22 protein-coding genes are annotated in these 18,608 nt (G+C 59.8%); 19 read left to right on the top strand and 3 right to left on the bottom strand.

Features of this window, described 5'->3' with window-relative positions:
* Positions 1-4: 4 nt before the first annotated feature.
* The 14 genes from flhF to AB4N64_RS17435 all read left to right on the top strand — a co-directional run bounded on the left by flhF (position 5) and on the right by AB4N64_RS17435 (position 12,676).
* Positions 5-1,336, top strand: coding sequence for a flagellar biosynthesis protein FlhF (flhF, locus tag AB4N64_RS17500; protein WP_460117142.1), 1,332 nt, complete (start codon positions 5-7; stop codon positions 1,334-1,336).
* Between the two features lie 110 nt (positions 1,337-1,446).
* Complete coding sequence (gene fleN, locus AB4N64_RS17495) at positions 1,447-2,277, top strand: flagellar synthesis regulator FleN (RefSeq protein WP_008001746.1); 831 nt, start codon at positions 1,447-1,449, stop codon at positions 2,275-2,277.
* Positions 2,274-3,014 carry an RNA polymerase sigma factor FliA gene (gene fliA / locus AB4N64_RS17490; protein WP_460117141.1) on the top strand — a complete coding sequence of 247 codons (741 nt, stop codon included), beginning with the start codon at positions 2,274-2,276 and terminating at the stop codon, positions 3,012-3,014. Before fleN ends, fliA begins: the two co-directional genes overlap by 4 nt.
* Before the next feature lie 167 nt (positions 3,015-3,181).
* Complete coding sequence (locus AB4N64_RS17485) at positions 3,182-3,553, top strand: chemotaxis response regulator CheY (protein WP_008006721.1); 372 nt, start codon at positions 3,182-3,184, stop codon at positions 3,551-3,553.
* A 22-nt stretch (positions 3,554-3,575) separates the two neighbouring features.
* Entirely contained in the window at positions 3,576-4,364 is a 789-nt protein-coding gene (locus tag AB4N64_RS17480) for a protein phosphatase CheZ (RefSeq protein WP_460117140.1), read from the top strand.
* A gap of 37 nt (positions 4,365-4,401) precedes the next feature.
* Positions 4,402-6,666, top strand: coding sequence for a chemotaxis protein CheA (locus tag AB4N64_RS17475; RefSeq protein ID WP_460117139.1), 2,265 nt, complete (start codon positions 4,402-4,404; stop codon positions 6,664-6,666).
* A gap of 50 nt (positions 6,667-6,716) precedes the next feature.
* Entirely contained in the window at positions 6,717-7,835 is a 1,119-nt protein-coding gene (locus AB4N64_RS17470; RefSeq protein ID WP_460117138.1) for a protein-glutamate methylesterase/protein-glutamine glutaminase, read from the top strand.
* A complete protein-coding gene (locus tag AB4N64_RS17465; RefSeq protein ID WP_192302110.1) occupies positions 7,835-8,575 on the top strand; it encodes a flagellar motor protein in 741 nt (246 codons plus the stop codon). Before AB4N64_RS17470 ends, AB4N64_RS17465 begins: the two co-directional genes overlap by 1 nt.
* A gap of 15 nt (positions 8,576-8,590) precedes the next feature.
* Positions 8,591-9,481 (top strand): flagellar motor protein MotD, encoded by an 891-nt coding sequence (gene motD, locus AB4N64_RS17460; RefSeq protein ID WP_460117137.1) that lies wholly within the window; start codon positions 8,591-8,593, stop codon positions 9,479-9,481.
* Between the two features lie 43 nt (positions 9,482-9,524).
* Positions 9,525-10,313: a ParA family protein gene (locus AB4N64_RS17455; RefSeq protein WP_460117136.1), complete on the top strand. Its 789-nt coding sequence runs from the start codon at positions 9,525-9,527 to the stop codon at positions 10,311-10,313.
* Between the two features lies 1 nt (position 10,314).
* A complete protein-coding gene (locus AB4N64_RS17450; RefSeq protein WP_460117135.1) occupies positions 10,315-11,193 on the top strand; it encodes a CheW domain-containing protein in 879 nt (292 codons plus the stop codon).
* 73 nt (positions 11,194-11,266) lie between these two features.
* Positions 11,267-11,752: a chemotaxis protein CheW gene (locus tag AB4N64_RS17445; RefSeq protein ID WP_192302106.1), complete on the top strand. Its 486-nt coding sequence runs from the start codon at positions 11,267-11,269 to the stop codon at positions 11,750-11,752.
* Positions 11,753-12,145 (top strand): DUF2802 domain-containing protein, encoded by a 393-nt coding sequence (locus tag AB4N64_RS17440; RefSeq protein ID WP_460117134.1) that lies wholly within the window; start codon positions 11,753-11,755, stop codon positions 12,143-12,145. It abuts the gene before it with no gap.
* Positions 12,146-12,442: 297 nt separating this feature from the next.
* Entirely contained in the window at positions 12,443-12,676 is a 234-nt protein-coding gene (locus AB4N64_RS17435; protein ID WP_460117133.1) for a hypothetical protein, read from the top strand.
* A gap of 385 nt (positions 12,677-13,061) precedes the next feature.
* On the opposite strand, the gene AB4N64_RS17430 is transcribed toward AB4N64_RS17435, so the two are convergent.
* The 3 genes from AB4N64_RS17430 to fliK form a co-directional block, all read right to left on the bottom strand.
* Entirely contained in the window at positions 13,062-13,550 is a 489-nt protein-coding gene (locus AB4N64_RS17430; RefSeq protein ID WP_460117132.1) for a PAAR domain-containing protein, read from the bottom strand.
* Between the two features lie 183 nt (positions 13,551-13,733).
* Positions 13,734-14,063 (bottom strand): EscU/YscU/HrcU family type III secretion system export apparatus switch protein, encoded by a 330-nt coding sequence (locus AB4N64_RS17425; protein ID WP_460117131.1) that lies wholly within the window; start codon positions 14,061-14,063, stop codon positions 13,734-13,736.
* Entirely contained in the window at positions 14,060-15,634 is a 1,575-nt protein-coding gene (fliK, locus tag AB4N64_RS17420; protein ID WP_460117130.1) for a flagellar hook-length control protein FliK, read from the bottom strand. Before fliK ends, AB4N64_RS17425 begins: the two co-directional genes overlap by 4 nt.
* 196 nt (positions 15,635-15,830) lie before the next feature.
* On the opposite strand from fliK, the gene ccmA reads away from it, so the two are divergent.
* From ccmA to ccmE, 5 genes are all read left to right on the top strand, one after another.
* Positions 15,831-16,466 (top strand): cytochrome c biogenesis heme-transporting ATPase CcmA, encoded by a 636-nt coding sequence (gene ccmA, locus AB4N64_RS17415; RefSeq protein WP_460117129.1) that lies wholly within the window; start codon positions 15,831-15,833, stop codon positions 16,464-16,466.
* The gene (gene ccmB / locus AB4N64_RS17410) at positions 16,463-17,131 is read left to right on the top strand and encodes a heme exporter protein CcmB (protein ID WP_266018381.1); all 669 of its coding nucleotides are present in this window, start codon (positions 16,463-16,465) and stop codon (positions 17,129-17,131) included. Before ccmA ends, ccmB begins: the two co-directional genes overlap by 4 nt.
* 94 nt (positions 17,132-17,225) lie before the next feature.
* A complete protein-coding gene (locus AB4N64_RS17405; RefSeq protein WP_460117128.1) occupies positions 17,226-17,981 on the top strand; it encodes a heme ABC transporter permease in 756 nt (251 codons plus the stop codon).
* Positions 17,978-18,154: a heme exporter protein CcmD gene (ccmD, locus tag AB4N64_RS17400; protein ID WP_368553104.1), complete on the top strand. Its 177-nt coding sequence runs from the start codon at positions 17,978-17,980 to the stop codon at positions 18,152-18,154. The genes AB4N64_RS17405 and ccmD overlap by 4 nt, the downstream gene beginning before the upstream one ends.
* Complete coding sequence (gene ccmE, locus AB4N64_RS17395) at positions 18,151-18,606, top strand: cytochrome c maturation protein CcmE (protein ID WP_460117127.1); 456 nt, start codon at positions 18,151-18,153, stop codon at positions 18,604-18,606. The genes ccmD and ccmE overlap by 4 nt, the downstream gene beginning before the upstream one ends.
* The last annotated feature ends 2 nt before the right edge of the window (positions 18,607-18,608 follow it).

Genomic DNA, 18,608 nt, shown 5'->3' with positions numbered 1-18,608 from the left:
GTTTATGCAAGTTAAGCGTTTTTTCGCCGCCGATATGCGTCAGGCCATGAAGCTGGTTCGTGATGAGCTGGGCGCTGAGGCCGCCATCATCGGTAATCGCCGGATCGCCGGCGGTGTCGAGCTGACGGCGGCCCTGGATTACAAACTGTCGGCACTGGCCCCGCGTGTTCCCAACATGGAACTCGAGGATGAGCTGCGCAAGACCCAATCGCGGATCGTCACCGCTCAGGCCGAACTGAGCCTGCGCAGCGAAGGCGAGAGCGACAAGTCGACCAATCGCCAGTTGTTCGCCGGCTTGCCGTTGACCGCTGCCGAGCCGCTGATCGAGCCGACGTACAGCGAGCCACGCCGTGCCGCACCTGCGCCTGCGCCCGCTGCACCGGCCGGCGTCGATCCACGGATGCTCGATTCGATGCGTTTCGAGCTCAACAGCCTGCGCGAACTGATGGAAGTACAACTGGGCTCGCTGGCGTGGAGCCAACTGCAGGGTAATGCGCCGGCCCAGGCCAACCTGTGGCGTCGTCTGCAGCGTATTGGTTTGTCCGGCCCGTTGTCGCGCGACCTGCTGGAAATGATCTCTGGCGTTGAGGAGCCTCGGCAGGCCTGGCGCATGTTGCTGGCGCACCTGGCGCGGATGATCAGCACGCCGGAAGTCGAGCCACTGGAAGAAGGAGGCGTGATTGCCATGGTCGGTCCGGCCGGCATGGGCAAGACCACCACCCTGGCCAAACTGGCGGCCCGCTACGTGCTCAAGTACGGCGCGCAGAGCATTGCCCTGGTGAGCATGGACAGCTACCGCATCGGTGCCCAGGAGCAACTCAAGACCCTGGGGCGCATTCTCAACGTCTCGGTAACCCACGTCGATCCGGGCCAGTCCCTGGTTCAGGCACTGGATCCGTTGCTGCGCAAGCGCGTGGTGTTGATCGATACCGCCGGCCTCCAGGCCAGCGATCCAGCGCTGCGCATGCAGCTTGAAAGCCTGGCCGGTCGTGGCATCCGGGCAAAAAATTACCTGGTGCTCGCAACCACCAGCCAGAAGCAGGTTCTAACGGCCGCTTATCATAGTTACAAGCGCTGCGGGCTGGCAGGCTGCATCCTGACTAAACTGGATGAAACGGCTAGTTTGGGCGAGGTGTTGAGCCTGGCAATCAGTCATGAATTGCCGGTGGCTTACCTCACCGATGGACCACGTATTCCGGATGACTTGCATTTGCCGCGCCGTCATCAGTTGGTCAGTCGCGCCGTCAGCGTGCAAATGCAGGAAGAACCCAGCGAAGAAGCCATGGCTGACATGTTCGCTGACATCTACCACAGTCCGACCAAGCAGGTTGGCTGAGGTGAACAGTTTTTGTACCTACATCGATGGTCTGCCAGGCATTGTTCCAGTTGCGAACGCGCAGCCAGTCATGTGGCCTCCGTCTATGCAAGACAAGGTAAAGAAATAACATGGGCAGCATGCATCCCGTACAGGTGATCGCGGTGACCGGCGGCAAGGGTGGCGTCGGCAAGACTAACGTGTCAGTGAACTTGTCCCTGGCTCTAGCGGAGCTAGGCCGGCGGGTCATGCTGCTGGACGCCGATCTGGGGCTGGCGAACGTCGACGTTCTGCTGGGCCTGACACCCAAACGCACCCTGGCCGACGTGATCGAGGGCCGCTGCGAGCTGCGTGACGTATTGTTGCAAGGCCCCGGCGGCATCCGCATCGTTCCCGCCGCCTCCGGCACACAGAGCATGGTGCACCTGAGCCCGGCCCAGCATGCCGGCCTGATTCAGGCGTTCAGCGATATCGGCGACAACCTCGATGTGCTGGTGATCGATACCGCTGCGGGTATTGGTGACTCGGTAGTCAGTTTTGTCCGCGCCGCCCAGGAAGTCCTCCTGGTGGTCTGCGACGAGCCAACGTCCATCACTGACGCTTACGCTCTGATCAAGCTGCTCAACCGTGATTACGGCATGAACCGTTTCCGCGTCCTGGCCAACATGGCCCAGAGCCCTCAGGAAGGGCGCAACCTGTTCGCCAAGTTGACAAAGGTCACGGATCGTTTCCTTGACGTCGCCCTACAATACGTCGGCGCGGTGCCCTACGACGAAAGCGTACGCAAGGCCGTCCAGAAGCAGCGCGCTGTTTATGAAGCTTTCCCGCGTTCCAAGTGCTCGCTGGCTTTCAAGGCCATTGCACAGAAGGTCGATACCTGGCCACTGCCCGCCAACCCGCGCGGGCACCTGGAGTTTTTCGTCGAGCGCCTCGTGCAACAAACGGCAGGACCCGTGCTATGACCGCCAGCGGTTACAACCTCTACAAGAAATCGGCGCGTTACGCGCAGTACGAGCTGATCGAGCGTTACGCGCCACTGGTCAAACGCATTGCGTATCACTTGTTGGCGCGCCTGCCGGCCAGTGTTCAGGTCGAAGACCTGATCCAGGCCGGGATGATCGGCCTGCTGGAAGTGTCCACCAAATACGACGCCAGCAAAGGCGCCAGTTTCGAGACGTACGCGGGCATTCGAATCCGTGGCGCCATGCTTGATGAAGTGCGCAAAGGGGATTGGGCGCCACGCTCGGTTCACCGCAATACCCGCATGGTCAGCGACGCAATTCGCTCGATTGAAGCTAAAACCGGCCGTGACGCTAAAGATCACGAAGTTGCGGCCGAACTCCAATTGAGTCTCGATGATTATTACGGGATTTTGAACGACACCCTGGGCAGCCGGTTATTCAGTTTCGACGATCTTTTGCAGGACGGCGAACACGAAGGGCTGCATGAGGATGGCGCGAGTGCTCATCTCGAGCCGTCACGCGATCTGGAAGACGAACGCTTCCAGGCGGCGCTGGCGGACGCGATTGCCAATTTGCCGGAGCGCGAGCGACTGGTGTTGGCGCTGTACTACGACGAAGAGTTGAATCTCAAGGAAATCGGTGAGGTCCTGGGGGTCAGCGAATCTCGGGTCAGCCAGTTACACAGCCAGTGCGCGGCCCGTTTGCGGGGGCGTTTGGGGGAGTGGCGAGCGCGCTGAAGGCAGTGTGGGGACACTGCGAACGTGGCTGGTGCGGGGTTGAACCGTGCCGGTCTCGATCTGTTGTGCTCCAGACAGTCATTGAGTGCTCTGCCGAATTGATTGAAATGGCGCGTCCAGGTGCTGGGCGCGTTTAAGACTGCTTGGAGGTCGAATTGGACAAGAACATGAAAATCCTCATCGTTGATGACTTTTCAACGATGCGGCGGATCATCAAGAACCTGTTGCGTGACCTTGGGTTCACCAACACGGTTGAGGCTGACGATGGCATCACCGCCATTCCGGTTCTCAACAGCGGAAGCATCGACTTTCTGGTAACCGACTGGAACATGCCTGGCATGACCGGTATCGATCTGCTGCGCCACGTGCGCGCCGACGAAAAACTCAAGCACCTGCCGGTATTGATGGTCACTGCAGAAGCCAAGCGCGAGCAGATCATCGAAGCTGCCCAGGCCGGTGTAAACGGTTATGTCGTCAAACCCTTCACGGCCCAGGCGTTGAAAGAAAAAATCGAGAAGATTTTCGAACGCATCGGTTGAGTCACCGCGCCACGGGGGAGCTATGGACCACAAAGAATCTTCACAGGGCGAGTTCGAGTCGACCCTGAAAAAACACGCGGTCGAATTGGTCGAAAGCCTTGAAAAAGGCAAGTTCGGTGACGCGGTACAACTGATCCATGAGCTCAATCAGACCCGTGACCGCGGCCTGTATCAGGAAGTGGGCAAGCTCACCCGCGAATTGCATAGCGCGATCGTCAATTTCCAGATTGATCCGCACATGCCGCAAGCCGAGGAAGTGTCCCAGATCACGGATGCCACCGAGCGCCTGGGGTATGTTGTCAAGCTGACCGAGGCCGCTGCGAACCGCACCATGGATCTGGTCGAAAGCTCAACGCCTCTGGTCAACAGCCTTGGCGATGAAGCCCAGGCATTGAGCACGGACTGGGGGCGTTTCATGCGCCGCGAAGTCGGGGCCGAAGAGTTTCGCGAACTGGCGCGGCGTGTCGACGGTTTCCTGGCTCGCAGCAGCAAGGACAACCGGGCGGTATCGAGCAACCTCAACGACATTCTGCTCGCGCAGGATTACCAGGATCTCACCGGTCAGGTGATCAAGCGTGTGACGCAATTGGTCACGGACGTTGAAACCAATCTGCTCAAACTTGTGCTCATGGCCAGTCAGGTGGACCGCTTTGCGGGCATCGAACATGACCGGGAAGCGATGCTTGCAGAAAAAGATCCACAAAAACATCTCTCTCAGGGTGAAGGTCCGCAGATTCATGCCGATAAAAGAGAAGACGTTGTGTCCGGTCAGGACGATGTGGACGATTTGCTATCCAGCCTTGGATTTTAGGTTTTATTAGACCTGTTCTGTTAGGAGCACACCATTAATGAGCTTCGGCGCCGATGAAGAGATCCTTCAGGATTTCCTGGTTGAGGCCGGCGAGATTCTAGAGCAACTGTCCGAGCAGCTGGTCGAGCTGGAAAGTCGACCTGATGATGCGGACTTGCTCAATGCAATTTTTCGCGGTTTTCACACTGTAAAAGGGGGCGCCGGCTTCCTCCAGCTCAATGAGCTGGTGGAGTGCTGTCACATCGCCGAGAACGTGTTTGACATCCTGCGCAAGGGTGAACGTCGCGTCGACTCGGAATTGATGGACGTGGTTCTCGAAGCACTGGACTCGGTGAACAGCATGTTCAGCGAAGTTCGCGACCGTAGCCCGATTACGGCTGCTACGCCTGAATTGCTCGCCGCGCTGGCTCGTCTGGCCGAACCGCAATCGGCTGATGAGGCCGCGCCGGTTGCAGCCGTGGCTGAAGAGCCACAAGCAGCGGCGCAAGCCGAATCAGGCGACATCACCGACAACGAATTCGAACAGTTGCTGGACTCGCTGAACGCCGTCAAGGCCGAAGCCGAGGCGCCGGTGGCCGCTGCGGTCGAAACGTCCGAGGTGGTCAGTGATGAGATCACCGACGCCGAGTTCGAGTCGCTGCTCGACCAGTTGCACGGCAAGGGCCAGTTCGCTGCCGATGCGGTCGGTGCCGCGCCAGCCGCACCTGCGGCCAGCGCGAGCGCGAAAGAGCCGGGCGACAGCTCAGACATCACCGACGACGAGTTCGAGGCACTGCTCGATCAGTTGCATGGCAAAGGTAACTTTGCGGTCGACGCATTGGAGTCGGCCATCGCATCGGTCCCTGCGTCGGCTGCGCCAAACGCTGCCGCTGCCGGCAGCGATCTGATCACCGATCACGAATTTGAATCGTTGCTCGATGATTTGCACGGCAAAGGCAAGTTCACCGATGTGAACGGCGGTGCGTCTGCTGCTTCGGTGGCAACACCTGTGGCCAAGGCTCCGGCGGCGGCTGCCAAGGCGTCCGAGCCCAAGGCCGAAACACCGAAGCCTGCTGCCGCAGCCAAACCAGCTGCCGCACCGGCACCTGCCCGCGCGGCAGCGGCGCCGCCGGCGGAAAAACCGGCGAGCGAAGCCGAGACCACCGTGCGGGTCGACACCGCACGCCTCGACGAAATCATGAACATGGTCGGTGAACTGGTGCTGGTGCGTAACCGCCTGGTGCGCCTGGGCGCCAACAGCGCCGATGAAGCCATGTCCAAGGCCGTGTCAAACCTCGACGTGGTCACTGCCGACTTGCAGACCGCGGTCATGAAGACCCGGATGCAACCGATCAAGAAAGTCTTCGGGCGCTTCCCGCGCCTGGTTCGTGACCTGGCTCGCCAGCTCAAGAAAGAGATCAACCTGGAGTTGGTCGGTGAAGAGACCGACCTCGACAAGAACCTCGTCGAGGCTCTGGCCGATCCGTTGGTCCACTTGGTGCGAAACGCCGTCGACCACGGTATCGAGTCGCCGGAAGAGCGCGAAGAATCGGGGAAGGCCCGGGGTGGTAAAGTCATCCTCGCCGCCGAACAGGAAGGCGACCACATCCTGCTGTCGATCTCCGATGACGGCAAGGGCATGGACCCGAATGTCCTGCGCGCCATCGCGGTAAAACGCGGGGTGATGGACAAGGATGCGGCCGACCGCCTGAGCGACACCGAGTGCTACAACCTCATCTTCGCCCCGGGTTTCTCGACCAAGACCGAGATCTCCGACGTGTCGGGTCGTGGCGTGGGCATGGACGTGGTGAAAACCAAGATTTCCCAGCTCAACGGTTCGATCAACATCTACTCGACCAAGGGCCAGGGTTCGAAGATCGTCATCAAGGTGCCGTTGACCCTGGCGATCATGCCGACGCTGATGGTCATGCTCGGCAACCAGGCGTTTGCGTTCCCGCTGGTAAACGTCAACGAGATTTTCCACCTCGACCTGTCGACCACCAACGTGGTGGATGGCCAGGAAGTGGTGATCGTGCGGGACAAGGCGCTGCCGTTGTTCTACCTCAAGCGCTGGCTGGTCAGTTCTGCCGCTCACGAAGAGCAGCGTGAAGGCCACGTGGTGATCCTCTCGGTGGGCACACAGCGGATCGGCTTCGTCGTCGATCAACTGGTGGGCCAGGAAGAGGTGGTCATCAAGCCATTGGGCAAAATGCTCCAGGGAACCCCTGGCATGTCGGGCGCCACCATCACCGGTGACGGTCGCATCGCACTGATTCTCGATGTTCCGAGCATGCTCAAGCGTTACGCCGCACGGCGTATTTGATTCAGGGGGAGCGGGGCGCTAGTGCCCCGCCGCCGCCTAACGGAGTGTTTATGGCAGTCAAGGTCCTGGTGGTGGACGATTCGGGTTTTTTCCGCCGCCGCGTCTCGGAAATTCTTTCAGCAGACTCCAACATCCAGGTCGTCGGTACGGCGACCAACGGTAAAGAAGCGATCGATCAGGCGCTGGCCCTCAAGCCGGACGTGATCACCATGGACTACGAGATGCCGATGATGGATGGCATCACGGCGGTGCGGCACATCATGCAGCGCTGCCCGACTCCGGTGTTGATGTTCTCCTCGCTGACGCACGAAGGCGCCCGGGTCACCCTGGATGCGCTGGACGCTGGTGCGGTGGATTTCCTGCCGAAGAATTTCGAAGACATCTCGCGCAACCCCGAGAAGGTCAAGCAACTGCTGTGCGAGAAGATCCTGAGCATCTCGCGCAGTAATCGTCGTGGCAGTGCCTACAGCGCACCGGCACCGACGCCAGGGCCGAGTTCTGTGTCTTCCAGTCTTGGTGGTAGCAGCACCCCTGCGCGTGTGGCGGCTACACCAACCCGCACAACGGCACCGGCCCACGCACCGTCTTCGCCGGCGCCCAAGCGCAAACCCTACAAACTGGTGGCCATCGGTACGTCTACCGGTGGTCCGGTTGCCCTGCAACGGGTGTTGACCCAGTTGCCGGCCAGTTTCCCGGCACCGATCGTGTTGATCCAGCACATGCCGGCAGCGTTCACCAAGGCGTTCGCCGAACGTCTGGACAAGCTCTGCCGTATCAGTGTCAAGGAAGCCGAGGATGGCGACATCCTGCGTCCGGGCTTGGCGTTGCTGGCACCGGGTGGCAAGCAGATGATGATCGACGGCCGGGGAGCGGTGAAAATCCTGCCCGGTGACGAGCGTCTGAACTACAAGCCGTGCGTGGATATCACCTTCGGTTCGGCGGCCAAGTCCTACGGCGACAAAGTTCTGGCGGTAGTTTTGACCGGCATGGGCGCTGACGGTCGTGAAGGCGCGCGCCTGCTCAAGCAGGGTGGCAGTTCGATCTGGGCGCAGGATGAAGCCAGTTGTGTGATCTACGGCATGCCAATGGCCATCGTCAAAGCTGAACTCGCAGACGCGGTGTACAGCCTCGACGATATTGGCAGGCACCTGGTCGAGGCGTGCATCTGATGGACGTACTCAGCCTTATCGGGATCATCATGGCGTTTGTCGCCATCATCGGCGGCAACTTCCTTGAAGGCGGTCACCTGGGTGCGCTGGCAAACGGTCCTGCGGCGCTGATCGTGCTCGGCGGGACCATCGGCGCGGCGCTGCTGCAATCGCCCATGAGCGCCTTCAAGCGCGCCATGCAGATTCTCGGCTGGATCCTGTTCCCGCCGCGCGTTGACCTGGCCGGCGGCATCGATCGCGTGGTGAACTGGAGCCTGACCGCGCGCAAGGAAGGCCTGCTCGGTCTGGAAGGTGTGGCCGACGCCGAACCCGATAGCTACTCGCGCAAGGGCCTGCAACTGCTGGTCGATGGTGCCGAGCCTGAAGCGATTCGCAGCATTCTTGAGGTGGATTTCTACACTCAGGAAAGCCGCGACATCGAAGCCGCCAAAGTCTTTGAAAGCATGGGCGGTTACGCGCCAACCATCGGCATCATCGGTGCGGTCATGGGCCTGATCCACGTCATGGGCAACCTGGCTGATCCGGCGAACCTGGGGAGCGGCATCGCCGTGGCCTTCGTCGCCACCATCTACGGTGTGGCCAGCGCGAACCTGGTGCTGCTGCCAATCGCTGCCAAGCTCAAGTCCGTGGCTTTGCGTCAGTCGCGTTATCGCGAAATGCTGCTCGAAGGCATCCTGTCCATCGCCGAAGGTGAAAACCCTCGCTCTATCGAATTGAAGCTTCAGGGCTTCATGGATTGATGGGGGTAATGGGCAATGGCACGACGTCGACATCGTGAAGAGCATGTAAACCATGAGCGTTGGCTGGTTTCCTACGCCGACTTCATCACCTTGCTCTTCGCCTTCTTCGTGGTGATGTACTCGATTTCCTCGATCAACGAAGGCAAGTACAAGATTATTTCGCAAGCGCTGGTCGGCGTTTTCACCGATGCGGATCGCTCGCTGCAACCGATTCCCATCGGCGAGGAGCGGCCCAAGACCGTGACCCCGGCCAAGCCGCTGGTCAAGGACAGCGAGCAGGTGGATGCCGGTATCGCCGGGTCCACCGATCCGCTGAAAAGCATCGCCGATGACATCAGCGCCGCGTTTGGCGACCTGATCAGCTCCAACCAGATGACGGTTCGTGGCAACGAACTGTGGGTCGAGATCGAACTTAACTCCAGCCTGTTGTTCGGTAGTGGTGATGCCATGCCCAGCGACGTCGCGTTCAATATCATCGACAAGGTCGCGGGCATCCTGAAGCCGTTCGACAACCCGATTCATGTCGAAGGTTTTACCGACGACCAGCCGATCCGCACCGCGCAATACCCGACCAACTGGGAACTGTCCTCGGCGCGCTCGGCAAGCATCGTGCGCATGCTGGCGATGCAGGGCGTCAACCCCAGTCGGATGGCGTCAGTGGGTTACGGCGAGTTTCAGCCAGTGGCCAACAACACCACGGCAGAGGGCAGGGCGCGTAACCGCCGCGTGGTATTGGTGGTGTCTCGCAATCTCGATGTGCGTCGCAGCCTGACCGGCACCGGAACGGCCAATGCGCAACCGGATGCGGCGTTGAAGCGTGCTGGCACACAAACTGCACCTGCACCGGTCAAACCGCCGGTACGTGAGAGCTCCGTCAATTCTCCGTCACCCGTATTAACACGTTGAGCTATTTCTCGGTCGACCGGTGCGGCCGGGAGGAACAATCCGAATGAGAGTCTGGGCAGTTGCCAATCAAAAGGGTGGTGTTGGTAAAACCACTTCCTCCATCGCGTTAGCCGGGTTACTGGCCGATGCGGGCAAGCGCGTGGTCGTTGTCGATCTCGACCCACACGGCTCGATGACCAGCTACTTCGGTTACGACCCCGACAGCCTGGAACACAGCAGCTACGATCTGTTCCTGCACAAGGGCAGCGTGCCGCAAGGCCTGCCTGGGCAGTTGCTGTTGCCCACCAGTCACGCCAGCATCTCCCTGCTTCCGTCGAGCACTGCGTTGGCGACCCTGGAGCGTCAGTCGCCAGGGCAGAGTGGCCTGGGCCTGGTCATCGCCAAGAGCCTCGCGCAACTTTGGCAGGACTTTGATTACGCAGTGATCGACAGCCCGCCGCTGCTCGGCGTGTTGATGGTCAATGCCTTGGCGGCCAGTCAGCAATTGGTTATTCCGGTACAGACCGAGCACTTGGCCGTCAAAGGCCTGGAGCGCATGGTCAATACCCTCGCAATGATCAATCGCTCGCGCAAGCAGCCACTGGCGTTCAATATCGTGCCGACCCTGTTTGACCGCCGCACTCAGGCGTCCCTGGGCACCTTGCGCGTCTTGCGCGACAAGTACCCGGATGAAATCTGGCAGGGCTATATCCCGGTCGACACGCGCTTGCGCGACGCCAGCCGTGCCGGTGTCACGCCTTCGCAGTTCGACGGCAAGAGCCGTGGCGTCTTGGCCTACCGTGCCCTGCTCAAGCAATTGCTGGCGCAGCAATCCGTCGCGCAGGTGGCGTAAGATGAATCGCCCGGTCAAAATCACGTCTCGTCCACAACTGGCACTCCAGTCTTATCTGGACAGCTTGCTGATGGATGCGACCGAAGAATTGCCGCCAGAAGTCGAGGTGGTTGCCGAGGTGCCCGAGGTCGAAGCGGCACTCGACGAATTCCAGGCCGCAGTGCTCGAAGAGCAGGCTCGTGATGCCCAGAAGGCGCCCGAGAAACCAGCGCCTGTCGCTGCCCCAGTGGCAGCGCCGGTCGTGATAGCGCCGGTCGCGTTGGTGGATGCACCCGCCCCGGTAATGGCGCCGGTGTCAACCATTGCGCCGTTGCTGCAGGCGCTGGTGCCACCGATCGTTGAAGTCCACCTGCCGCCGAGCAACACACCGCCACCGGTGGAGTCCGACGGTCGTCCAGCATGGGCGGCCGACGCGTTCGAATGCCTGTTATTCGATGTGGCCGGGCTGACCCTGGCAGTGCCGCTGGTGTGCCTGGGTTCGATTTATTCCCTGGCCGGCCAGGAACTGACGCCCTTGTTCGGGCAACCGGAGTGGTTCCTCGGCATCCTGCCGAGCCAGGCCGGTAACCTGAAGGTGCTGGACACCGCCCGCTGGGTCATGCCTGATCGTTATCGCGATGACTTCCGCCAAGGCTTGCAATACGTAATTTCTGTCCAGGGCTACGAGTGGGGGCTGGCGGTGCATCAGGTCAGCCGCTCATTGCGCCTGGACCCGAACGAAATCAAATGGCGCACCCATCGTGGCCAGCGACCGTGGCTGGCAGGCACGGTCATTGAACACATGTGTGCGCTGCTCGACGTTGCCGCACTCGCCGAGCTGATTGCCAGCGGCGGTGCAAAGCACATGGGCGGCGTCAAGCCGATCCACAAACCAACATAAAAACACGCGGGGCAAATGACTTGCCATCGCACCGAACACACACCGCCAGGGCGGTTTTTCGAGGGGTCAGGGTATGAATGATAAGGCGTCGTCTGCAAAGGGTTCCGAAGATCCGATCCTGCAATGGGTAACCTTCAAGCTGGACAATGAAACCTACGGCATCAACGTGATGCGCGTTCAGGAAGTCCTGCGCTACACCGAGATCGCGCCGGTTCCGGGTGCTCCAAGCTATGTGCTGGGTATCATCAACCTGCGTGGCAACGTGGTGACCGTGATCGATACTCGCCAGCGTTTCGGCCTGATGAACGCCGAGATCAGCGACAACACCCGTATCGTCATCATCGAAGCCGACAAGCAAGTGGTTGGCATAATGGTCGACAGCGTGGCCGAAGTGGTTTACCTGCGTCAGTCGGAAATCGAAACCGCACCTAATGTCGGTAACGAAGAGTCCGCCAAGTTCATTCAAGGCGTGTGCAACAAGAACAACGAGTTGCTGATCCTGGTCGAGCTGGACAAGATGATGAGCGAAGAGGAATGGTCGGAACTGGAGAATATCTGATTGATTCTCGAGGTTGCGGTCATTGTCCTGTTCCTTTTCTGGGCAGGCACGCTGGCAATGTTCCTGGCGTACATTCGTGGTCAGCGGCAGATCGCCGCGCAACAGGCCCAAGGCGATGCGCTGCGTGATCAGCGCATCAAGGAACTGGCCAGGCTGGTCGAAAACTATCAGAGCGGCAACGTGCGCATGGGCGAAGACCTGCATGAACTGCGCGCGGTGGTCGCTCCGCTGCCCGACAAGCTGGCTCAGCTGGAGCAGCGTGACCCCTCCAGCCTGTCATTTGCCCAGGCGGCACGATTGGTCGGGATGGGCGCAAGCGTCGATGAACTGACCCAGTCCTGCGGCCTGACCCAGGCCGAGGCGGAGTTGATGAGCAAGTTGCACAGAGGCTGAATCCCTCCCTGACCCGCGGCGTCTGCCTCGCTCCCAAGGTGACACACAAACCTGTAGGAGCGAGCTTGCTCGCGATGGACTTAAACAATGACGCTACATGCCTGATGCACCGCGTTGTTTGGTCCTCCATCGCGAGCAAGCTCGCTCCTACAGATGCTGATCATATCCGGCAATACTCGGATCCAGCCCGGTTTTGCTAACAGCTCTGCCAGGTTACACCTGCGGTTACTCTCTTTAAGATGCGTGTTCGCTCACTAGCGATATCCTCCTCGGACTTAACCACGCTGGAGAGTAACGATGAGCAAAGTTGTTCGGGTTAAAGGTGTCATCACGACATGTGATCTGGAAAAGTCGCTTCTAGGTTTAATTACCGGTGAGGATGGACAAGAACTCAAGTACTTCAGGAAGTCCTTTCTTGACTGGGATGGTAATTTTGATAATCCTCCCGAAGTAGGCCAGAAGGTGACCTATGAAGTTCAACTCAGTCACCCCCATGGCCATATAGCGGGTCAGATTCGCAGGGAAAATTGAATGCCCTGTCGATAAATCTTCAGAACGCGCCATCTTTCAACAGGTATGGCGCGTTTTGTACTGTGCTCCGGACTCAATGCCATGTAGAGGGTATTGGATGTGTCGAAGTACAGTATGGCGCTAAATATTGATAATTATGCTAATGAGTTCACCAGCATCCTCCCCTGTTTTTCTCTCCTGTACTACTCCAAAATAGCCCCCTGCTCCAATAAGTATCAAACTACACGCGATCCCTCCGATCCCCACGGTTGTAGCTCCAATTCCGATACATAGAGCATTCCCCGCTAGTGCACCTATCCATGTCATTTGCAGCACCAGATCGCACCGGTAGTCGTCCGGTCTTCGTGCAGTCCCTGACCCAACCCGTTGACGCTTTGTCGACCCATTATTCATTCTCTACGCAGGGGAGAAAGTCTTCGGGCATGGGAGATCCGTCGCGAATCACGAACAGACTGACGTTTTGCGGCGTATTGATGATGGTATCGCCGTTATCCAGTTGACTGCCGACCAGCGCGACGTGGCTATTACTTTGCCCGGCACCTGTCACGATTCTTGCGGTTTGGCCATTCGCATACAGCGCGTAGTCTCCAACGCGGGCAACTCGCACCTCTTGGTCGTCTTCGAGCGTGATCTGTACAACACCTGAGGCCTGAACGATGACGCCGCCGTCGCGGGTCTGACTGCCTTCAGTTGCCATCCTGCGAATGGCTATCGGGGGGTGGTTCTCGCAGAAAATCAAATTCTGGCGATGACAGGCGAGGGCTTGTTCACTGAACCCTTCGAGTTGTTGCTCGGTAAAGGGAGCTTGGTCCAGTGATTGGAGAAATTCAGAAGACACTTCGTTGGTGTAGAAGCGGCGAGAAAGTGCGTTCATTCCATGATCCTGACTTTTTTTGATTAACAGAACACAGAGTTCGCTTCACAAGCGTGTGTCCTGCGTTCGGCGAATGGCCGAAAGCTACCAGCCAACCCCGAAGCTAAAAAGTCGTTACTAAAAAATCAGAAACTACGCACACTGACCCAGCCCAATTCCTACAAAATCGGGTCGAAACCGACCTCAATAATCATCCCCGCGGTCGGTTACATCCTTCTCCACCATCGGCGCATCCGGATCGTGCCCCTCGGGAAACCTGCCCTTCAGGTTCCACGCGAACGCAATGATCTCGGCGATCGTGCGGTACAACTCCTCCGGAATGCTGTCCCCCAGTTCCATGCGTGCCAGCAATCGAACCAATTCGGGGTTCTCGTAGATTGGCACTTCATAGTCGCGGGCGATCCGCAGAATCTCTTCGGCCAGCTCCTCGTCGCCCTTGGCGGTCAGGGTTGGCGCGTGGCTGCCGTCGTATTTGAGGGCGATGGCCTGGCGTGGAGTGTGGAAATCATTCATGCCGTTTCGTCCACCCAGCGTTGTTCCAGACGGGTTTGCGGCCCCTGGGGAGGTTTGCCGTGATGGCAGTCGAGGTCGCCCACATTGAGGCCCGAATCCAGCAGGCGCTGGCGCAGGGCAACCAGGTTGTTTTCGATCAAGCTGGCGGTGTACGGGCGTTCAGCCCATAGCTGGCTGGACAGGCTGCCAGCGATCAACTGCGCCTGAACCTGCAAAGGGCCCAGCGGCTCCATGTCGAACGCCAGATCCACACGCCACAATTGCTGCTTGGGTTCGCGTTCGTCACGACGTTCCTGGGGCTGTTCTTTCTCCGGTGCTTCCTCGCGCTGGAACTTGACTTGCAAGGGCACGATGTCCTGCATATTGCGCATCGGGATTTCCAGCTGCCAGGTGCTCATCAGGCGACCATCGCTGGTCACGCCGGTCTGCTCCAGGCTCGACAGCTGATGGCTTTGCAGGCGCGATACCGCAGCGGCGGCAAGGCGCAGCAGGTGTTCGAGATCGCCTTCACCTTCAGCGCTTTGCAGCAGGCGCTCGGGTATCGGGAAACTGGTGGGCGACGGCTTGGCGCTGACTTGCCCGAGCATGCCCAAGGCATTACGCACGAAGCTGGGCATGGCCTGGGCGAGTGTATTGGCGGCAATGATCGCGCCGAGACTGGTGTTGGCCGGCAGGCCCTGCGCGGCTTGTGCAATCAGCTTGAGCAAATCGCCTTTCATGTCCGGCGCCAACGTCGGGTTTTGCCCGCCGAGCAGCTTCGACTCCAGGAAGGCGCCGCTGCTGGCGAGGGCCAGGGCCAGGCCTTTGGGCGTGGTCAGTTGCGCAACGTCCGGCAGGCCAGCGAGCAACCGGCTGGCGGCGGCACGCAGGTCGCTGGAAGTCTGGTCGCTGGCCGGCAGGTTTTGCAGCAGTTTGAGCAGACCGTCCAGCGAACCCTGGCGGCTCTGCTGGCCGGCCAGTTGCTGGGTAACAGCCAACTGCTCCTGGCGATTGCTCAGGGGGACGAACTTCAGGGTCTGGCTGTCCTGCACCTGGGCACTGAGCAAAGTGCCGATGCGCAAGGGCGTCGGGCTATCGATGGTCAGCGTCTTGCCGCTCAACGCGGTGTTGAGCAGGCTCACCAGCGAACGGAAGACCGTCGGCTGACCGGGTACTTGCGGCAGCACCTGGGCCGTCAGCACCTTGCCTTGCAGCAATGTGCCCAGCGGCAATTGAGCGGTGTCGATACGGGTGAGGGTGGCGACGCTGGAGGCAATCGCCTGTTGTACCGTGACCGCCAGATTGCCCGCCGAAGGCTGGGTGATTGCCAGGCTGGTGCCCTGGGGGAGCGGCTGGTTGCTGGTGGCCTGGACCGTGGTCTGCCGGCCGCCCTCGAGGGTCACCTTGAGCAGCAGCTGAAACGTCTGATCCGCCTGCTTTAACGACAGTACTTCAGCCTTGGCCGATTGCCCGGCGCTGATCAGGCCTTCCACCGGCGTCAGCAATTTGAGCAACTCACCGCTCGTCACCAGCGGCCGTGAGGTCGCGGGGGTGGGTTGGGGGAGCGGGAGGATGTTCATTTCGCCTGTCATACGCGGTCACAACCTGAAGAAATTGCCCTCTTGAGAGTAGGGCATGACATGTATAATGCCGCCCGTCTTTCAGAGAGTGGCAAAAACATTGCAATTGTTTGACGCAGCTCTCTAGAACAGGCCGCCAATGCGACTATGCTGCACCCCTTTAGCGGCCGCCGAGCTGCCGACTTGAACCGTAAAGGCCCGTGATCTCTTGACCAGTCCAGTCCTGCAAACCGTCGCCCTCGCCTGTGAGCGAGACCTCCGACTGCTGTTCGAAAATCTCGATTTGAGACTGGCCAGTGGCGAAATGGTGCAAATCAGCGGTCCCAACGGCAGCGGCAAGACCAGCCTGCTGCGCTTGTTGTCCGGCCTGATGCAGCCGACGGCTGGTCAAATCCTGCTAAACGGCCAACCGCTTAACGAGCAGCGCAACGAACTGGCACGTAACCTGTTATGGATCGGCCATGCCGCCGGCATCAAGGACCTGCTGACGCCGGAAGAAAACCTCAGTTGGCTCTGCGCCCTGCATCACCCGGCCAACCGTGAGTCCATCCAGGATGCGCTTGCCCTGGTCGGACTGCGCGGATTCGAGGATGTTCCCTGTCACACCCTGTCCGCCGGCCAGCAACGTCGCGTCGCGCTGGCGCGGTTGTACCTGGACAGCCCGCCGCTGTGGATTCTTGACGAACCGTTCACCGCCCTCGACAAGCAGGGCGTGGCGCAACTCGAAGCTCATCTGGCCGGCCACTGCGAACGCGGCGGCATGGTGGTGTTGACCACTCACCACACACTGACTCGCAAGCCGGTCAATTATCGCGACATCGATTTGGGGAATTGGGCCGTATGAGTGTGTTCGGTCTGCTGGTGGCCCGTGAGGCGCGTCTGTTGTTCCGCCGTCCTGCGGAGTTGGCCAATCCGCTGGTGTTCTTCGCCATTGTGGTTTCCCTGTTTCCACTGGCGGTCGGACCCGAGTCTCAATTGTTGCAAACCTTGTCTCCGGGACTGGTGTGGGTAGCGGCTCTTTTATCGGTCCTGCTCTCGCTGGACGGGCTTTTCCGCAGTGATTTCGAGGACGGTTCCCTCGAACAGTGGGTCCTTTCGTCGCACCCCCTGCCTCTTCTGGTTTTGGCCAAGGTACTGGCACACTGGGCCTTCTCTGGCCTGGCCCTGGTTTTACTCGCTCCACTGCTGGCATTGATGCTGGGTTTGCCAGCCGCCTGTCTGCCGGTGTTGCTGCTTTCCCTGTTACTGGGTACACCCGTGCTGAGCCTTCTGGGTGCAGTGGGTGCAGCCCTGACGGTGGGGTTGAAGCGCGGCGGCCTGCTGTTGGCTTTGCTGATTCTGCCGCTGTATATCCCGGTGTTGATTCTCGGCAGCGGCGCCTTGCAGGCCGCGTTGATGGGCATGCCGGCGACCGGTTATCTGCTGTGGCTTGGCAGCCTGACCGCCCTGGCAATAACCCTGACACCGTTTGCAATCGCTGCTGGCCTGAAGATCAGCGTCGGCGAATAATAATGAGGTCTGATCAAAAACTGATCACTTCTTTGAACCAAAGAATGACCCACGCTCCTCGTGATGGCGAGTGGCAACCGTGATGGAAACAGCAATGAACTGGACCTGGTTTCATAAGCTCGGCTCACCCAAGTGGTTCTACGGCATCAGCGGCAAGCTGCTGCCCTGGTTGAGCGTCGCCGCCGTGCTGCTGATTGGCGTCGGTACCGTCTGGGGCCTGGCCTTCGCGCCGCCTGACTATCAGCAAGGCAACAGCTTTCGCATCATTTATATTCATGTCCCCACCGCGCTGCTGGCCCAGTCCTGCTACGTGATGCTCGCGGTGTGCGGCATCGTCGGACTGGTATGGAAAATGAAACTGGCCGATGTTGCCCTGCAATGCGCGGCGCCCATCGGCGCCTGGATGACCGCCGTGGCGCTGGTCACCGGAGCGATCTGGGGCAAGCCGACCTGGGGGTCATGGTGGGTCTGGGATGCCCGACTGACGTCCATGTTGATCCTGCTTTTCCTGTACTTCGGTCTTATTGCACTGGGCAACTCCATCAGTAATCGTGACAGTGCGGCCAAGGCCTGCGCGGTGCTGGCGATTGTCGGCGTGATTAACATTCCGATCATCAAGTACTCGGTGGAGTGGTGGAACACCCTGCATCAGGGCGCCACCTTCACCCTCACTGAAAAACCGGCGATGCCCGTGGAAATGTGGTTGCCGCTGCTACTGATGGTGCTGGGTTTCTACTGTTTCTTCGGCGCCGTGCTGTTGCTGCGCATGCGTCTTGAAGTGCTCAAGCGCGAAGCCCGCGCCAGCTGGGTCAAGGCAGAAGTGCAGAACAGCCTGGAGGCCGCTCGATGAGTTTTGCTTCATTTGGCGATTTCCTCGCCATGGGCCATCACGGCCTGTATGTCTGGTCGGCCTATGGCATCTGCCTGGCGGTGCTGGTTCTGAACGTGGCGGCGCCGGTCCTGGCCCGCAAGCGGTATCTGCAACAAGAGGCGCGTCGTCTGCGCCGGGAGAGCGGCAAGTGAATCCGTTGCGTAAAAAGCGTCTTATCATCATTCTGGCGATTCTGGTCGGTGTCGGTGCTGCGGTTGGCCTGGCGCTGAGCGCCCTGCAGCAGAACATCAACTTGTTCTACACGCCCACCCAGATCGCCAACGGCGAAGCGCCGCTTGACACGCGCATCCGCGCCGGCGGCATGGTCGAGAAGGGGTCGCTGCAACGTTCAGGCGATTCGCTGGACGTGAAATTCGTCGTTACCGATTTCCAGAAGTCCGTCACGGTCACCTATCGCGGCATCCTCCCGGACCTGTTCCGTGAAGGACAGGGCATCGTCGCCCTGGGCAAGCTCAACGCCGATGGCGTGGTGGTCGCCGATGAAGTGCTGGCCAAGCATGATGAAAAATACATGCCCCCGGAAGTGACCAAGGCGCTTAAAGAAAGCGGTCAATCTGCCCCAACACCCGTGAAGGAGGGTTGATC

This window comes from Pseudomonas sp. S2_C03, from assembly GCF_054668405.1.
This window is presented reverse-complemented; position numbering and strand designations above follow the sequence as displayed.

Excerpts from the sequence above, each read along its gene's own strand:
- AB4N64_RS17405 (WP_460117128.1), top strand. The coding sequence starts at position 17,226 with ATGAACTGGACCTGGTTTCATAAGCTCGGCTCACCCAAGTGGTTCTAC.
- AB4N64_RS17485 (WP_008006721.1), top strand. The coding sequence starts at position 3,182 with ATGAAAATCCTCATCGTTGATGACTTTTCAACGATGCGGCGGATCATC.
- ccmB (WP_266018381.1), top strand. The coding sequence starts at position 16,463 with ATGAGTGTGTTCGGTCTGCTGGTGGCCCGTGAGGCGCGTCTGTTGTTC.
- AB4N64_RS17480 (WP_460117140.1), top strand. The coding sequence starts at position 3,576 with ATGGACCACAAAGAATCTTCACAGGGCGAGTTCGAGTCGACCCTGAAA.
- motD (WP_460117137.1), top strand. The coding sequence starts at position 8,591 with ATGGCACGACGTCGACATCGTGAAGAGCATGTAAACCATGAGCGTTGG.
- AB4N64_RS17455 (WP_460117136.1), top strand. The coding sequence starts at position 9,525 with ATGAGAGTCTGGGCAGTTGCCAATCAAAAGGGTGGTGTTGGTAAAACC.
- AB4N64_RS17475 (WP_460117139.1), top strand. The coding sequence starts at position 4,402 with ATGAGCTTCGGCGCCGATGAAGAGATCCTTCAGGATTTCCTGGTTGAG.
- fliA (WP_460117141.1), top strand. The coding sequence starts at position 2,274 with ATGACCGCCAGCGGTTACAACCTCTACAAGAAATCGGCGCGTTACGCG.
- AB4N64_RS17470 (WP_460117138.1), top strand. The coding sequence starts at position 6,717 with ATGGCAGTCAAGGTCCTGGTGGTGGACGATTCGGGTTTTTTCCGCCGC.
- AB4N64_RS17465 (WP_192302110.1), top strand. The coding sequence starts at position 7,835 with ATGGACGTACTCAGCCTTATCGGGATCATCATGGCGTTTGTCGCCATC.
- AB4N64_RS17435 (WP_460117133.1), top strand. The coding sequence starts at position 12,443 with ATGAGCAAAGTTGTTCGGGTTAAAGGTGTCATCACGACATGTGATCTG.
- ccmD (WP_368553104.1), top strand. The coding sequence starts at position 17,978 with ATGAGTTTTGCTTCATTTGGCGATTTCCTCGCCATGGGCCATCACGGC.
- AB4N64_RS17445 (WP_192302106.1), top strand. The coding sequence starts at position 11,267 with ATGAATGATAAGGCGTCGTCTGCAAAGGGTTCCGAAGATCCGATCCTG.
- AB4N64_RS17430 (WP_460117132.1), bottom strand. The coding sequence starts at position 13,550 with ATGAACGCACTTTCTCGCCGCTTCTACACCAACGAAGTGTCTTCTGAA.
- fliK (WP_460117130.1), bottom strand. The coding sequence starts at position 15,634 with ATGACAGGCGAAATGAACATCCTCCCGCTCCCCCAACCCACCCCCGCG.
- AB4N64_RS17425 (WP_460117131.1), bottom strand. The coding sequence starts at position 14,063 with ATGAATGATTTCCACACTCCACGCCAGGCCATCGCCCTCAAATACGAC.
- flhF (WP_460117142.1), top strand. The coding sequence starts at position 5 with ATGCAAGTTAAGCGTTTTTTCGCCGCCGATATGCGTCAGGCCATGAAG.
- fleN (WP_008001746.1), top strand. The coding sequence starts at position 1,447 with ATGGGCAGCATGCATCCCGTACAGGTGATCGCGGTGACCGGCGGCAAG.
- AB4N64_RS17450 (WP_460117135.1), top strand. The coding sequence starts at position 10,315 with ATGAATCGCCCGGTCAAAATCACGTCTCGTCCACAACTGGCACTCCAG.